General features: G+C 41.0%; 16 protein-coding genes. 8 read left to right on the forward strand and 8 right to left on the reverse strand.

The annotated features are described in order from the left end of the window. Positions 1–215 precede the first annotated feature (215 nt). The 5 genes from V7K31_RS05855 (at position 216) to V7K31_RS05875 (ending at position 5,293) form a co-directional block, all read left to right on the forward strand. Positions 216–2,387, forward strand: a complete 2,172-nt coding sequence (locus tag V7K31_RS05855; protein WP_335093140.1) for a hypothetical protein — start codon at positions 216–218, stop codon at positions 2,385–2,387. A 15-nt stretch (positions 2,388–2,402) separates the two neighbouring features. Continuing rightward, on the forward strand, positions 2,403–3,680 hold the full coding sequence (locus tag V7K31_RS05860) for a TRAFAC clade GTPase domain-containing protein (protein WP_335093141.1): 1,278 nt from the start codon (positions 2,403–2,405) through the stop codon (positions 3,678–3,680). A gap of 23 nt (positions 3,681–3,703) precedes the next feature. After that, a complete protein-coding gene (locus tag V7K31_RS05865; protein ID WP_335093142.1) occupies positions 3,704–4,663 on the forward strand; it encodes a hypothetical protein in 960 nt (319 codons plus the stop codon). Positions 4,664–4,734: 71 nt separating this feature from the next. Then, positions 4,735–5,166: a hypothetical protein gene (locus tag V7K31_RS05870; protein ID WP_335093143.1), complete on the forward strand. Its 432-nt coding sequence runs from the start codon at positions 4,735–4,737 to the stop codon at positions 5,164–5,166. Beyond that, positions 5,159–5,293, forward strand: a complete 135-nt coding sequence (locus V7K31_RS05875; RefSeq protein ID WP_335093144.1) for a hypothetical protein — start codon at positions 5,159–5,161, stop codon at positions 5,291–5,293. The genes V7K31_RS05870 and V7K31_RS05875 overlap by 8 nt, the downstream gene beginning before the upstream one ends. A gap of 15 nt (positions 5,294–5,308) precedes the next feature. On the opposite strand, the gene V7K31_RS05880 is transcribed toward V7K31_RS05875, so the two are convergent. The 7 genes from V7K31_RS05880 to V7K31_RS05910 all read right to left on the reverse strand — a co-directional run bounded on the left by V7K31_RS05880 (position 5,309) and on the right by V7K31_RS05910 (position 9,524). Beyond that, positions 5,309–5,827 carry a YceD family protein gene (locus V7K31_RS05880; RefSeq protein WP_335093145.1) on the reverse strand — a complete coding sequence of 173 codons (519 nt, stop codon included), beginning with the start codon at positions 5,825–5,827 and terminating at the stop codon, positions 5,309–5,311. 165 nt (positions 5,828–5,992) lie between these two features. Further along, entirely contained in the window at positions 5,993–6,520 is a 528-nt protein-coding gene (locus tag V7K31_RS05885; protein WP_335093147.1) for a Jag family protein, read from the reverse strand. Then, positions 6,517–7,668, reverse strand: a complete 1,152-nt coding sequence (yidC, locus tag V7K31_RS05890) for a membrane protein insertase YidC (RefSeq protein WP_335093148.1) — start codon at positions 7,666–7,668, stop codon at positions 6,517–6,519. The genes V7K31_RS05885 and yidC overlap by 4 nt, the downstream gene beginning before the upstream one ends. 161 nt (positions 7,669–7,829) lie before the next feature. Continuing rightward, positions 7,830–8,222: a PH domain-containing protein gene (locus tag V7K31_RS05895; protein WP_335093150.1), complete on the reverse strand. Its 393-nt coding sequence runs from the start codon at positions 8,220–8,222 to the stop codon at positions 7,830–7,832. Then, positions 8,209–8,631 carry a ribonuclease P protein component gene (gene rnpA / locus V7K31_RS05900; RefSeq protein ID WP_335093151.1) on the reverse strand — a complete coding sequence of 141 codons (423 nt, stop codon included), beginning with the start codon at positions 8,629–8,631 and terminating at the stop codon, positions 8,209–8,211. The genes V7K31_RS05895 and rnpA overlap by 14 nt, the downstream gene beginning before the upstream one ends. A gap of 25 nt (positions 8,632–8,656) precedes the next feature. Next, positions 8,657–8,791 (reverse strand): 50S ribosomal protein L34, encoded by a 135-nt coding sequence (gene rpmH / locus V7K31_RS05905; protein ID WP_094327629.1) that lies wholly within the window; start codon positions 8,789–8,791, stop codon positions 8,657–8,659. A gap of 220 nt (positions 8,792–9,011) precedes the next feature. After that, positions 9,012–9,524: a DUF2808 domain-containing protein gene (locus V7K31_RS05910; protein WP_335093152.1), complete on the reverse strand. Its 513-nt coding sequence runs from the start codon at positions 9,522–9,524 to the stop codon at positions 9,012–9,014. A 955-nt stretch (positions 9,525–10,479) separates the two neighbouring features. Between V7K31_RS05910 and V7K31_RS05915 the strand changes: the two genes are divergently transcribed. The 3 genes from V7K31_RS05915 to V7K31_RS05925 all read left to right on the forward strand — a co-directional run bounded on the left by V7K31_RS05915 (position 10,480) and on the right by V7K31_RS05925 (position 13,485). Beyond that, a complete protein-coding gene (locus tag V7K31_RS05915) occupies positions 10,480–11,652 on the forward strand; it encodes a Re/Si-specific NAD(P)(+) transhydrogenase subunit alpha (protein WP_335093154.1) in 1,173 nt (390 codons plus the stop codon). Positions 11,653–11,788: 136 nt separating this feature from the next. Beyond that, positions 11,789–12,082 carry an NAD(P) transhydrogenase subunit alpha gene (locus V7K31_RS05920; protein WP_191757267.1) on the forward strand — a complete coding sequence of 98 codons (294 nt, stop codon included), beginning with the start codon at positions 11,789–11,791 and terminating at the stop codon, positions 12,080–12,082. Next, complete coding sequence (locus V7K31_RS05925) at positions 12,079–13,485, forward strand: NAD(P)(+) transhydrogenase (Re/Si-specific) subunit beta (RefSeq protein WP_335093156.1); 1,407 nt, start codon at positions 12,079–12,081, stop codon at positions 13,483–13,485. Before V7K31_RS05920 ends, V7K31_RS05925 begins: the two co-directional genes overlap by 4 nt. Positions 13,486–13,531: 46 nt before the next feature. On the opposite strand, the gene V7K31_RS05930 is transcribed toward V7K31_RS05925, so the two are convergent. Then, on the reverse strand, positions 13,532–14,497 hold the full coding sequence (locus V7K31_RS05930; protein ID WP_335093157.1) for an SPL family radical SAM protein: 966 nt from the start codon (positions 14,495–14,497) through the stop codon (positions 13,532–13,534). Positions 14,498–14,533: the final 36 nt, after the last annotated feature.

The following is a 14,533-nucleotide window of genomic DNA, read 5'->3' on the forward strand; positions in this document are numbered from 1 at the left end:
AGGGGAATAGAATAGAGCCTCCGGCACGCTGACGCGAACCCTACTACACAAACTCTCGTCTTCCTCCGTGGACTAACGAAAAATTAAGGTTTTTATAATACACTTAGAGCTAAACACTTTGATCAGGCTATCTAATGGACAGAACCACACTTATTACTAGCATTATTGAGAAGCGTAAACCCCTTGCTCAGAGGATTGAACTGGTAGAGGGTAAGTTGAAAACTCTTTCTACAGCCTTGCATCAAGTGGAGGACTACCGGAATCACCTTTTAAAGCAAGTTGATGAGCCGAATGTTATTGGGAGACTGGAAGAAATTAATTTTTCTAACATTCAGTTGACTATTGCCTCTGAGTTAGAAGCCTTAACTAAGCTGAAAAACCGTTTTTCTCGCAATACTCTTAATATAGGTGTCGTGGGACGTGCTAGACAAGGAAAAAGCCGTCTCTTGCAAAGTTTAACCAGATTAAGTGCAGCCGAAATTCCTGATGGCGATCGCCAACATTGTACAGGGGTTCGGAGTACAATTCACCATAACCCGAATGTGGATACTTATGGAGAGGTGTGGTTTCATACGGAGCGATCGTTTTTAGATGAAGTGATTACTCCTTACTATGAAAAACTTCGTTTAGGCGTAAAACCGATTACTTTAGAAGAATTTGCCAATAAACCTTTACCACCATTACCTCAAGATATCCCTGGTTATGCAGCACCTGGGGCAATGTATGAACATTTAAAGCGATATCATACTCACCTCAATCAATATCGTCATCTCTTCAAAGAAACTTCACCTCGAATTATTCAGAAAAATGAGATTCGAGAATATGTTTCTCAAGATACTCTTGATGGCCAACGAATTTTATTTAACTATTTAGCGGTTAAAGAAGTAAAAATTACCTGCAAATTCCCGAATGTTGATATTGGGAAAATTGCTTTAGTGGATATGCCAGGTTTAGGAGATACGGGACTTGGAGATGAAGAAAGGTTAATTCAAGCATTAGGAAAAGATATTGATTTTGTTTTATTTGTAAGAATGCCTAAATCAGTTGGAGATTATTGGGCAGATGTAGATGTTAAATTATATGATACGGCTCGTTCAGCCTTAGCAGATTTGCCAGTTAACTTATGGTCATTTGTGGTAATTAATAGAACTAATGCCGAGTCAAATAATGGTGATAATTTGAGAAACTGCCAAGATTTATTAGATACAGTAAAAGAAAAACATATTAGTGTAAATAAGTCTTTGATTGCTAACTGTAGTAATGACACAGAAGCAGATCAACTTTTAGATCAAGTTTTGGATTATTTAACTAATAATTTGACTGTTCTGGACAAACAATACACTTCTACTTGTCAAGAACGCTTATTAGAAATTCATCAAGCCGTAAATGCTGAATTAAACAAAGCCAAAATTGTCTTTAATCAAAATGCAGAAGACGATTCTCAAGAAACTGAAGAACTCTTTAGCGAGTTATTCGGAGATAGTGATAATGGTTGGTGGAAAGATGTTGCATTAGGACTTCAAGGACTTAGGACACAGCTTTGGTATCTGCGTCAGACTCCCAATGAAGAGTTACATAATGGTGTCATTGCTGCTATTGAAAATTGTGAACGAGATAAGGGTATTTTATCCTCCGAAAATGCCCTAGAAGAGATTAATAATCGAATTATGATTAGTAGTGCATTCAGAACTTATCCTGATTATCAAGATGATCTGAGAGTATTTATCTCTCATCGTTTCTTATCTTTAGATGAAAACCTCAAGCGGACAGTGGAGTTAGTTAAAAATCAGGTTGTTGATGTGTTAAAAGAAAAAGGTCGTTTAGGTATCATCAGCAATAGTGAAGGTTCTGAGTTTTTTACTGAAATCTCTGAACTCATACCGGAGCGTTTTGCAAAGCTAAAAACAGGATTTATAATCATAGCAGGTTTCCAATTATCATATCGTGGGTTAATTCTTCCTCGGATTCGCCAACACTTAGATGGACTTACTAATATTAGTGCTGTGACGGGTCAATCAGGAGGAATTTCGGAACAACAAGATAAAACACTTGCTGTTTCTAAAGATACAACTGCTGAAGATATTTTAACGGCTCTGGAAATTGACTATGATAAAGCAATTAATACTATTAAGCCAGCCATAGAGGAATTATTGTGTGAACCCAATGAAGCAGCTCATGCAATGGTAGAGGAATTTATTGATAACATCATTCGTCAAAAAGACATTCAAAAAGAATGGAAAAATTTTCTCAGGGGACTTCGCCCAAAGATATGGTCAGACATTTTTGGAAAAAAAGAAAGAGATAGAGAGATGAGAAAACAATGGCTGGAATCAGTTAATCAAGTTACTCTAGTTAATCAACTTGAATCTTTTAATTTAGCTCAATAGTAGTAAGGAGAAATTATGACAGATGGAAATGAAGAATTAAAAATCATTATGGTTGCTCTCAGAGGAATGGGTAAAACCAGTCTTTTAGCAGCCATGCACGAAGAATTTCACAAAACTTTCGACAGAGCTAATCTCCAAACTTGGGTAGATGATAACAATACATTACGCGCCATACAAGAATGTAAGTCTGTCTTGAAAAATATAGATGCAAAATTAGAAAATCAAGTTACTCCTACGCAGCCTAAAGACAACCCTTGGAATGACCAAGGTTTTAGCTTTGAGCTTGGTAGTAGTGGAAAAAAGTTTATGAAATTGAGGTTTACTGATCCCTCTGGCGAATACTTTAATCCAAATGCGACAGATGAACAAAGACAATATGTTAAACGGCAGTTAAATGAATGTGATGCTGTAGTAATTCCTATTGATGCTACCGCACTCATGCAGAAAAAGACGGGAAAGGTAAATAATGCGGAAATCGGGACATGGCATGAAGAAAAAAATAGTTCTCAGCGCATTACTCAACTATTAAAAGATGCTTATAGTAATGTAACATCGCCTAGACTAGTGATTTTAGCTCCTGTCAAGTGCGAAACCTATACTAAAACACCTAGAGATGCAGAGAGGTTACTATACCATATCAAAATCGGATATAGTGAATTGCTCGATTTTTTCAAATCAGATTCTTTAATTGATAAGGTAGCTGTAGTAATAACTCCAGTTCAAACTATTGGAAATGTAGTTTTTAGTTATGCCAAGACTGATAACGATGGGTATACTAAGTTTTACTACCATAAAACTCCTATTAATGCTCCCTACGAACCTAAAGATGGCGATCAACCTCTCCGATATATTTTATTGTTTCTGATTAATGTTTTCTTAGAAAAGAAAAAAGAAATTCTTAAAAAAGAAGAACAGAAGTTTGAAACACTTACAAGTGAGCTTAGTAGGGATAAAAGTAAGCTAGAGAATGCAAAAAGAGAATTTGATGAAAAAGAAAAGCTCTTAAATGAACGAAATAATACGTGGTGGCTAGCTAGAGCTATATTCAATATTTTTGATGATAGAGAATCACCGTACTATACAGCAAAAGGGCAAGTTGACCAAAAACAAGTTGATTTTCAAGAAACCCAATCAAATGTTGAATCAACTTCGCTCAAAGTTCAGGCAACTCAAGAAGAAATTAATGCATTCAACAATGCATTATATAAATTTGCGATCGGCTGTAAAAATAATGATGGTTTTGCGGTTGTTCAAGGACATAAATGGTTCAATTTTCCCCAGTCTATTTTCTAGTGAGTAACAAGGATGGTTGAGTTATGAATAACTTTGAAATTTATGTTAAAACTTCAGCACTAGGCCAGACAGGTATTCACTGGCGTAGTATCAAGAGTGAAGAACATCAGCCTGTAGAAGTTCCTGGTTTGATACTACGTCAAGTTATAGGAGAAGAAAATGGTCAAAGAGCTATTGTTAACGATTTAATTAATGAAGTTAAGCCTTCCCTACTTATATTAAGAGATAAGGAAAAACTTTTATTAGAAATTACAGGAATTGAATCAGCCCAACGCTCTATTAGGCTGGGGCGAAAAGTTTTTAATTCTATAGTTTGGATAGCTGATGATATAGAAGAGAATGAAGTAGTCTTACGAAAGATTGCTTATAGTACAATCCAGAATATTTTACAGAAAGATTTATCATTAAGTGAAATGATTGAGAAATCAGTAGAATTCTATGGGCTAGAAGAATTTCGAGTCAATCTAAAAGAAGTCAACGAATATATCGAGCATATTGAACCAGTTTATAGCAATAAATTTAGTGAAATAGAATCCTCTCAACAATATCAAATAGAAAGTAAATCCTCTGAAAACTTAGAGAAATTGGCAGAAGAACTCCGAAATTATCCTCTACCTAAAAAATGGGTGAATTGGGACGGAGAAACAAAAAACGATGGCGTTTTAATTGTTGTGACAGAAAATTTAGAAAAAAGAACTATTCTGCACGAAGCTAGTGTCTGGAGAGGTTTTGCAACTAATGTACAAAAACCTGCAAAAGAAGTAGTTGAATCACTGGAAAAAAAAACGGAAGTATTACCCTCACTGGCGACACTCCCGCCAGAACAAACTCAAACACCCCATCAGCCAATTCCAACTCTTTGGCGCCTAATCATAATGTTGCTAGTGGGAGTAATAGTGATATTGTTCATAATTCTTGGATTTCCATCCCCGGCGCAAGCTCCACATCAACCGGTGAAGAATCAGCAAATCCATTACAAATAGTTAAGTCTATAGGAAATTTTATTGAAAATGTGTTTTACTCATTGTTCACAGAAGAAAATATAACATCTTTAATGTCTCAATTAGATGATGAACAAAATAGGAATTTATTTTATATTATCAATTTCTTAAACTTATATTACTCATCTGATACTGCTTATTCTGAAAAAGATTGCCGAGACCTTATGAGTTTATATGGAGAGCTAATTCAAAAAATAAAACCTAAAGGCGAATACTACAAACGCGAGGTTAAGGAACAGTTTCAAAAGAGTCATCAAGGATTAGATTCTAAAGATAGCCACAAAATTCCTAATCATACTGAGATTATTAATAAATTTAAGGTTTTAAATAGTCATGAACAACAAAATTTGAAGTATCTTTCTTGGTATCTTTTACATTGCAAAATTATTAACTTAGATATAGACAATCCAAACCGGACTTATCCTATTTGGCAGCTTTACTCTCAGTTAATTAAGGATATTAAATCTTTGCCTATTAATGAATAGATTTAGTATTAGATTACTTCACTTTACGATCGCATCTTACAAGCCTCATATATTTGCCACCCATGCTGTCTCTGTCAAGTTAATATTCCCGAAAGCGATCGCACGGGCGGGAAATCACAGAATTTGAGCCATCAGCAATAAGCTATAAGCCCGGAAGTTGCTTTTTCAGTGCTTCCAGAGAAGCCCAACGGTTATCAACTGGAGTTTCAGGACTATCAGAACTATCATCAATAATTACAGGAATACCTGGACAATTGCGATCGCACAGTTGTCGTTGAGGTACTGCCAAGCACATCTGCTCATACAGCCATTCGTTGGGATAAAAATAACCATCGGGCGGTAGGGTTTCAAGCAATTCTTCCATAATGACTTCCCTTTCTAAAGGCAAGTCATTTAGCTGATTTACAGTTTCGTCTAACCAGATGATTTCTTTCGTATCCAGCCCTAAACGTCGATTGTATTGCTGCAAACATCGGTTGCAAGTACAAGTAATAATTGTTTCTGCCTGACTAGACACTTCCAAGTAATTGCCATGATGCTGCACGCGCACATGGCCACGAACTGGTGTTAACGTTTCCAGACCAGGCAGAAATTCGTTAACTTCAACTTCCTCTGTCCGCTCCGGGGCTTGAGTTAGCTGCGGAATATAAATTGCGTCCATAGGATTTGTGAGACATCCTCACTAAAATTTATCTTCTTTATCAGTGATTGTACTGATTTTGACTCTTTATTTTATCTCTTATGAATAAGAGAAATTTTGAAATTATATGGTTATGAGTTTTCAATTAACTCCTAACTACAGACGCGATTAATCGCGTCTCTACTCTTAACTCTCAACTCCTTCCAACGAAACTGGACGCACAACCAGATGACGATGCGGCTCTTTACCGCGACTAAAGGTTTCCAAATCTCCAAATTCCTTCAAGAAGGTATGGACTTGACGCCGTTCAGCAGAACTGAGGGATTTGATTTCCACTTCTCTATCAGAAAAGCGCACTTCATCAGCTGCTGCTTGTGCTAATGTGCGAATTTCGGCTTCTCTTTTGACCCGGTAGCCATTCAACTCAATGGTGTAAGAGGCTTGTTCCTCCGGCGGTTGGCTCAGGTTTAAAACCGAATTTGCTAGATACTGAATCGCATCTAACACAGAACCATCGGCACCAATTAATATCTGGATTTGTTCTGAGGTAAAGTTGGTTTGGTCAATGGTCAACCAGTAGTTATCTGGTTCGGTGGAATCGCCTTCTTGAGATTGGGCAGTTTCTAAATGACCCTGAATCTCAGTAGGTATCCCAGTGAGTTCGAGCAGTGTTTTTAACCACTCCTGACCTCGCTGCATCGGAATGTTGCTCATGATCCCCCTGCCGCCTTTTTCTTACCACTTTTTGGTTCAAATGGCAATGCCTTTTGTTCTGTGACTGCTGCTTCTTTCTCCTGAGTTTCTACGATTTTTTGCAGTTCTTCTGATAGAGGTTCGCGGGAGAGAAGATAAGTTTGTGCGGTTTGGAAAATATTACCAATCACCATATACATCAGCACCCCAGCTGGTAAGGGGAAGAACAAAAACATCCCAGAAAAGATGACTGGCGTGATTTTGTTAACTGTATCCTGCTGCGGATTGCCACCACTGGAATTTTGCCCAGAAAGCATTTGGCTAACATAAAGGCTGATCCCAAAAAAGACAATCATGGCGACAATATCCCAGTGGATTGTACCATCTGGATCATTTGCGCCAACCCTGCCTAAGGCATCAATGAATAAAAAGCCTTTGTCTGCTGCTAGTCCAGGAATTGTTCCTTGAATGGTAACTTCTCCGGGCTGCAAGGCTTGGACATTGCCCTGAGCATCAATTTTTATCCGATCTTCCCCTTTGGTGACTTTCCAATCAGGAACCAGCTTATTTTCTGGGTGTTCTGCTAAGAGTACCTGAAATGGTTTCCCCTCAACGGTCTGATATTGTATCTTGGTTTGTTCTCCCACCGCTAGTTTGTTACCACTGGGAAGGATTGCAGCTACTTTAACGTGTTCCCCATCCGCAACGTAAATATTTTGAGGAGCAGTCGCAAATGCTTGCGGTTGAATTTGTTCGATTTGTTCTGCGGGAAAGATTTGCAGGTTAACGCTGTAGTTCGCACTTGCAAAAGGCGAACCCCGCAAAGTGGCGAACAGCGCGAATAAGACTGGCATTTGCACTAGTAATGGAAAACAACCTGCTAAAGGGTTGCCAAATTCTTTTTGAACATTGACCATTTCCTCGTTCTGCTTTTGCTGATCATCCTTATAGCGCTCTTTGATTGCTGCCATCCGCTTTTGCATCAGAGGTTGTACAATTCGCATTTTCCGCATGTTGCGAATTGAGCCAGCACTCAGGGGATAGAGCGCAAAGCGGACTATCAGTGTCAAAGCAACGATCGCTAATCCGTAGCTAGGCACAATACCATAGAAAAAATCTATGATTGGCAGCATCACGTTGTTCGAGAGAAAGCTGATACCAAAATCCATTATTCTGAATTCAACCTGAGTTACTGTAAACTGAATCTAATTTATCTAAATCATAATTTGTCGGCGACTATCTTTCGCTACGGATAGCCGCACATTTAAATGGGGCATTGGGCATTGGGCATGGGGCATTGGTTCTTCTCCCCCTACTTCCCGTACTCCCATCACTTGTTGGCAGCAGCGCTATATTCGGGATTTTTCGCTGCAATTCTTTCGTTGATGTAGTCATAGACTTCCCGAAACTTGGGAATTGCACGCAATTCGAGACGACTGCCGTTTTTCAGGGTTAGCACCATATCTCCCCACAAGCCAATGCCACGGGGGACTGTGACAACTTTGACGATTTCTGAGTAAATTATGTCAGTGCGATCGCGCCCTTGCCAACCTCCGATCACAGTAATTCGGCGATCGGTGATGCGGAAACGCAGCCAGAATGCCCTGACAATTGCCCCGACTGTTAATGGTATCCCGACTATGGTTAGCCCAATCAGCAGGTTGATAATTAAATCCCCAAGATGGGGGCCACCTTCATAATAAACATCTTCACGAATTCCCATCGAACACCTCAGCTTGTGCCAATAACTGCTCTAATTCTTGCAGAAATTGTGGGCTTACGCACTTAGATTCTGCTGCTGTGGGTTTGACAATGACCACTAGCCGCCATCCTTGTGATAATTTGGGCAGTAAGTTATGTAAAGCAGCAGTAATTTGCCGTTTGATTCGGTTGCGAACCACTGCCCTTTTGCTGACTTTTGTGCTTATGGAAATGCCAATCCGCGTGCTGGCAAGATGTGCTGAGTCAGTTGCTTGTGTAGTCTGGGTGGCAGTGTTCAAAGAAGGTTTTGTTGAACATAAAGGTTTTAAGGCTCTCAATGTTAAATAAGAGCCATGACACCGAATTCCTTCCCGGAAAACTGCCTGGAAATCCTTGCGGGATTTTAGCCGATTTGCTTTGGGCAAAGCCACAGATGCTCTTTTAGCTTGATATGCCCTAAACGCTCAGGCGGTGACGTCCCTTTCTTCTCCTAGCGCTAATGACGTTTCTGCCGTCTGGTGTCCGCATTCTGGCGCGAAAACCAGAGGTTCTTTTTCTCTTACGGCTAGTGCCGCCCAGTGTTCTTTTCATACAGTTCTCCTCTTAGGTGATTTTTATAAAAACTCACAATCTGCAATTTTATCACTTTACTAGTGAATTGGGAATTGGGAATTGGGCATGGGGAATTAGGCATTGGGCATTGGGCATTGGGCACAAGAGGCAGGGCGCAAGGAGGAGAATTAAAAATTACCTCTTTCCCCTCTGCTCCCAGCTAAGAGCTCCCCTGCCTCATCTTTCCCACTCCCCACTCTTAATTGATGCTCAAAATCCATGTTCCCATGTAGCGTAGTAGTGGCACATCGCCAGGGGAGAGAACTTGACAGTTGAAATAATAAACTCCGCCAAAGGCTGGGTTTTGTACGTTAGATAAGACTAACTCAACTGGGCTACCTGCTGGCACCGGCTCTTGAGGAAAAATATTAATCAGCTTAGCTTCTTTGTCCCACTTCACCTCAGAAAGCGGAACTCCTTTCCCTTTGACTCGAACTTCAATTTTTTTCGGGTCAAAAGTTCCTTTGTAATAATCAGGGTAGGTAATGGCAAATTGACCAACTGCCAATTTCATTCTTTTGGCTGGAATCCTCAATATGTATCGATCCCAACCATTAGCTTGTCCACCAAAATCTAACCTAAAGGGCAACTGATTCTCGCCTTTGACGCCACTAAACAGTGTCAATCCAGGTAAGCTTTGTGCCCAAGTCAGGGCTGGTAATCCAGTAACCAAAAAGCCAGTCACGGCTAAAGCAGAAAGTAAACGTCGCATAATTGGGCTTCCTCTACCAAAATGTAAATCTGTGATCTAAAATAACTTGTGTGTTAGTATTCTTTAACTAAACTTTACTACTCACTTCCTAACAATGGACGTTAAATTGCAATAAAAAGTGCCATCTCAGTGAACTTTGGGCGACAGTGGAATTACTTAGTAGTTATTTTAACATACAGGAATCCGGTTTGATTTCTGAAAAGATGCGTAGGGGAGCCAGTCGTGTGGGCGGGTTTCCCGACTTGAGCGAACTGGCGTTGTGTTAACAAGGAGAGTACGGCACCAAACCCTTGATAATGGTGCGTTACGAACTTCGTTCTAATACTACATACCTAATTTTGTTCAAAAATCAAATAGGAGTCCTATATACTCAATTTACTTCATTACCCTTGTAGAGTCCTGATTTGATTACTAAGTTGGTCAAATTTGAACTAGATAGAAACACAGTTAGGATTGGATTGTGTTTCCAAATATGTATAAGTGTATCTAAATTTGATAATTTTGTGATAAAAATTGAGGCGTACGATCAGCGATCGCTAGTTAACTTGCGCTAAATTGATTAAAATAAATTTGAATCAAAGTCGTAATCCTTAAAATTTAATTTGGAAATTATAAAACTTTCAAAATTTGGTCAATATTACTCTATAAGAAAGGAATACGAAAATTTCTCAATCCCGAAAACAAGTTGAAGATAAAGATGCAAAATTTGGGAATCATCAATTTAGGATGTGCAATACGTAACTCTGTTTGCAAGTATCTGAAAATATGACCTCTGCGAGGGGCAAAGTCAGGCTTTGCCTGGACAACCAAGAGTGGGAGAGGAAAGATTCAAGATTCAATCTACTAGTAAAAGTCATGGCTGATGTTCCTGCCTAAGTACTATGAGTGCGGAATACTCCTCATTTGGGCAATCGCTTACTTGGCAGAGATTAGGTATTTATCTTCAGGAGATTTCATGAGAATAGCAGTTGCTAAAGAGATTGAAGTTTGTGAACGTCGTGTGGCATTAATTCCTGATGCCGTTGCCCGATTGGTAAAACAAGGTTTGGAAGTCTGGGTAGAAACAGGTGCAGGAGAGGGAGCTTTTTTCGGCGATTCTGACTATGAAGCAGCAGGAGCCACAATAATCAGCGATACTGCCAAACTATGGGGCGAAGCTGATATTCTGCTGAAAGTCAGCCCACCGCAAGAACGAGAAGATGGACGCTCAGAAATTGAATTACTCCGGGAAGGGGCTGTATTAGTCAGCTTCCTCAATCCTTTGGGAAATCCCGTCGTGGCGCAGCAACTGGCAAATCGGCAAGTTACAGCTTTGAGTATGGAGATGATTCCCCGTACCACCAGGGCGCAAAGTATGGATGCTTTGTCCTCGCAAGCTTCATTAGCAGGTTACAAGGCAGTATTAATTGCCGCAGCAGCATTACCGAAATATTTCCCGATGTTAACCACAGCCGCAGGTACGATCGCTCCAGCCAAAGTATTTATTATGGGTGCTGGTGTAGCTGGATTGCAAGCGATCGCCACCGCCAGACGTTTGGGTGCAGTGGTAGAAGCCTTTGATATCCGTCCCGCCGTTAAAGAAGAGGTGCAAAGCTTAGGGGCAAAATTCGTTGAAGTCAAATTAGAGGAAGAAACCGTTGCCGCAGGTGGTTACGCCAAGGAAATTTCTGAGGCTAGCAAACAACGTACTCAAGAAGTTGTCGCCGAACACGTCAAAAATTCTGATGTAGTGATTACTACCGCCCAAGTTCCTGGGAGACAAGCACCACGGCTTGTTACAGAAGAAATGGTAGCACAAATGAAACCAGGTTCAGTGATTGTAGATTTGGCTGCTGACCAGGGTGGTAACTGCGCCTGCACCGAACCCGGTAAAGATATTGTGTGGAACGGCGTGACAATTATCGGCCCCATCAATCTCCCATCATCGATGCCAATTCACGCTAGCCAATTGTATGCCAAGAACGTAACTTCGCTGATGCAACTGCTAATTAAAGACAAAGCTTTGCAGGTTGACTTTAGCGACGACATCGTTGATGCAGCTTGCGTTACCCACGCTGGTGAAATTCGCAATCAACGAGTGCGGGATGCACTACAAGCTTTGAATACTCAACAATCGGCGGTTAGTTAGGTACTGGGGGATGAGGGAGATGAGGGAGATGAACCATGCCCAATGCCCAATGCCCAATGCCCAATGCCCAATGCCCAATGCCCAATGCCCAATGCCCAATGCCCAATGCCGATTTACATTAAGGAGTTTTGATTTCATGACAGAGGCATTACTTGCTGCTTTGTTTGTATTTGTTTTGGCATCTTTTATCGGCTTTGAAGTCATCAACAAAATACCACCGACTCTACACACGCCCTTAATGTCAGGCTCAAACGCGATTTCTGGGATTGCGGTACTTGGAGCAATAGTTGCTGCTGGTGCGAGAGACACGAATGTGTCAGTAATTCTCGGTTTGATTGCTGTGGTATTGGCAACAATCAACGTTGTGGGTGGCTTTTTAGTGACAGACAGAATGTTGCAAATGTTCAAGAAGAAGGAGATTAAGGCGTGAGCGACTTTTTACCAACTGGCATTCAGCTGACGTACTTAGTCGCTGCATCGTTATTCATTCTGGGCTTGAAAAAGCTGGGATCACCTGCTACAGCGAGGAACGGTAATCTCGTAGCGGCTGTAGGGATGCTGCTGGCGATCGCAGCGACAATGCTGGATCAACATGTGTTGAACTACGAGATGATATTGTTGGGCTTGGCGATTGGATCGGCAATTGGTGCGATCGTTGCCTACAAAGTCCAAATGACGGAAATGCCCCAAATGGTGGGTTTACTCAACGGTTTGGGCGGTGCAGCTTCTGCACTAGTAGCCGTTGCCGAATTCTGGCGGTTATTAGATAGTTCTCAGCCGATACCCCTAGATGTGAACATTTCCATACTATTGGATGTGTTAATCGGTGGTATTACCTTCACAGGTAGTTTTTTAGCCTTTGCCAAATTGCAAGGTTTAATTAGCGGTTCCCCGATTACGTTTCCATTCCAGCAACCATTTAACCTCTTGCTTCTGGGTGCTTATATAGTAGGTAGTGTCTACTTAATCATCACACCAGATAGCTTACCTATATTCTTGGGAGTGGTTGGAGTTTCTTTAGTGTTGGGCGTGATGTTCGTCATCCCCATTGGTGGCGGCGATATGCCAGTGGTAATCTCGCTGTTGAACTCGTTGTCAGGTGTGGCGGCGGCGGCGGCGGGGTTCGTGGTGATGAACAATATGTTAATCATCGCTGGGGCTTTGGTAGGAGCATCTGGCTTAATCCTCACCGAGATTATGTGTAAGGCGATGAACCGCTCTTTATTTAGTGTGCTGTTCAGCGCTTTTGGGACAGGTTCTACTTCTGGTGGTGCTGCTGCTAGTGGTGGTGCAACTGATCAAACCGTCCGCAGCATCGATGCTGAAGAAGGGGCGATGATGTTGGGTTATGCCCGTTCTGTGGTAATTGTGCCTGGCTATGGTATGGCAGTTGCCCAAGCGCAACATAGCGTCCGGGAATTGTCAGATCAGTTAGAAAAAATGGGCGTTGATGTCAAATATGCGATTCACCCCGTTGCTGGGAGAATGCCGGGGCACATGAATGTGTTGCTGGCTGAGGCAAATGTGCCTTATACGCAGTTGTACGATATGGATGATATTAATCCCCAGTTTGAGCAAGCAGATGTGGCTTTAGTAATTGGGGCAAATGATGTGGTAAATCCGGCGGCGCGGAGTGATAAAAATAGCCCGATTTATGGTATGCCGATTTTGGAAGTAGATCGGGCGAAGCAGACAATTGTGATTAAGCGCGGGATGAGTACGGGTTTTGCCGGTGTAGATAATGAGTTGTTCTACAAGGATAAAACGACGATGCTTTTTGGTGGCGCTAAGGATATGGTAGCGAAGTTGGTTTCTGAAGTGAAGCAACTTTAACGAACCGCAGAGGGCGCAGAAAGTAGAGACGTGAAATTTCGCGTCTCTATTTTTTTAAGTATGTCAAGCTATCCCACTTTTCTACTGTTGGCTTATACAACCAATAATCCAGCTTGACATCATCAACAAGCCCTCTAAGTTCAGGATCAGGCCAAATGTGAAGCCGATCCTCACATCCAACTTCTCTTGCGGCTGTTTCAATGTCATTCCATTGCCTTTTAAAGTATTCCGCCCATGACTTTTTATGCCTTATGGAATCCGTAAAATCCAAGCCTGCCGCTATCATACGTTTTCCATTACTTCCGCGAGCATTTATAGGCTCCCAAAATATAACTTCTGGATTGATACACATTATTTTTTCCAAATGTCTTTTGAAATCATCTAAAGTCATATTCGGAGGAGTAGGAGCAACTGCAACATACATCCTACACCCAGCTTTATGACCTGCCAGCATTGCTTTATAACGTTCTGAAGGAGGAGGAGCTTGAGGTTCAATCTGGCGACTGAGTTCATCATTGAGGTATGGTAAACTCATGCCAACGATCACGTTGGTACGATTAAGAATATCAATATCATTTACCCATAAGAGACCACGAGTCAGAATTCGGACTTTTTTGTTATGTCTCGATAAAGCCTCAACAACACCCCGCGTAACATTTGCAGTCTGTTTAGTTTGATAAGGATCAGTACCAGAACAGACTAATACTACACCTTTTCCTGCTGGTGTTTCACGCCAAGACCTTTTACGACTAAGGATTTTTTCTAGTTGCTCAGGTATCTCTTCTCGAACAAATAAATACTGTCCCCAATCCATTTGAGGATCGCTTACTCCTTTTGAATGCAATTGTGCTTGCTTTGTCCTAATTGCAGGCGTAGAAGGTACATAACAGAATGTACATCCATGCAAACACCCTGATGCTACATTAACCACATAGTCACATAGCCCTTTTTTGTTAAGAGCGCTCTGTTGCAGAGGATTAACAATTTTTTCAACGCCTTTAATAATAGACATAGCACACACTTTTATTTATATAGTTTATTATTAGTA

The sequence above is a fragment of the Nostoc sp. genome (assembly GCF_036917675.1).
GTDB lineage: Bacteria > Cyanobacteriota > Cyanobacteriia > Cyanobacteriales > Nostocaceae > Nostoc.

Bases quoted from the DNA above. Each gene is read 5' to 3' on its own strand.
- V7K31_RS05860 (WP_335093141.1), top strand. From the start codon at position 2,403: ATGACAGATGGAAATGAAGAATTAAAAATCATTATGGTTGCTCTCAGA.
- V7K31_RS05865 (WP_335093142.1), top strand. From the start codon at position 3,704: ATGAATAACTTTGAAATTTATGTTAAAACTTCAGCACTAGGCCAGACA.
- V7K31_RS05870 (WP_335093143.1), top strand. From the start codon at position 4,735: ATGTCTCAATTAGATGATGAACAAAATAGGAATTTATTTTATATTATC.
- V7K31_RS05875 (WP_335093144.1), top strand. From the start codon at position 5,159: ATGAATAGATTTAGTATTAGATTACTTCACTTTACGATCGCATCTTAC.
- V7K31_RS05880 (WP_335093145.1), bottom strand. From the start codon at position 5,827: ATGGACGCAATTTATATTCCGCAGCTAACTCAAGCCCCGGAGCGGACA.
- V7K31_RS05885 (WP_335093147.1), bottom strand. From the start codon at position 6,520: ATGAGCAACATTCCGATGCAGCGAGGTCAGGAGTGGTTAAAAACACTG.
- yidC (WP_335093148.1), bottom strand. From the start codon at position 7,668: ATGGATTTTGGTATCAGCTTTCTCTCGAACAACGTGATGCTGCCAATC.
- V7K31_RS05895 (WP_335093150.1), bottom strand. From the start codon at position 8,222: ATGGGAATTCGTGAAGATGTTTATTATGAAGGTGGCCCCCATCTTGGG.
- rpmH (WP_094327629.1), bottom strand. From the start codon at position 8,791: ATGAAAAGAACACTGGGCGGCACTAGCCGTAAGAGAAAAAGAACCTCT.
- V7K31_RS05910 (WP_335093152.1), bottom strand. From the start codon at position 9,524: ATGCGACGTTTACTTTCTGCTTTAGCCGTGACTGGCTTTTTGGTTACT.
- V7K31_RS05915 (WP_335093154.1), top strand. From the start codon at position 10,480: ATGAGAATAGCAGTTGCTAAAGAGATTGAAGTTTGTGAACGTCGTGTG.
- V7K31_RS05920 (WP_191757267.1), top strand. From the start codon at position 11,789: ATGACAGAGGCATTACTTGCTGCTTTGTTTGTATTTGTTTTGGCATCT.
- V7K31_RS05930 (WP_335093157.1), bottom strand. From the start codon at position 14,497: ATGTCTATTATTAAAGGCGTTGAAAAAATTGTTAATCCTCTGCAACAG.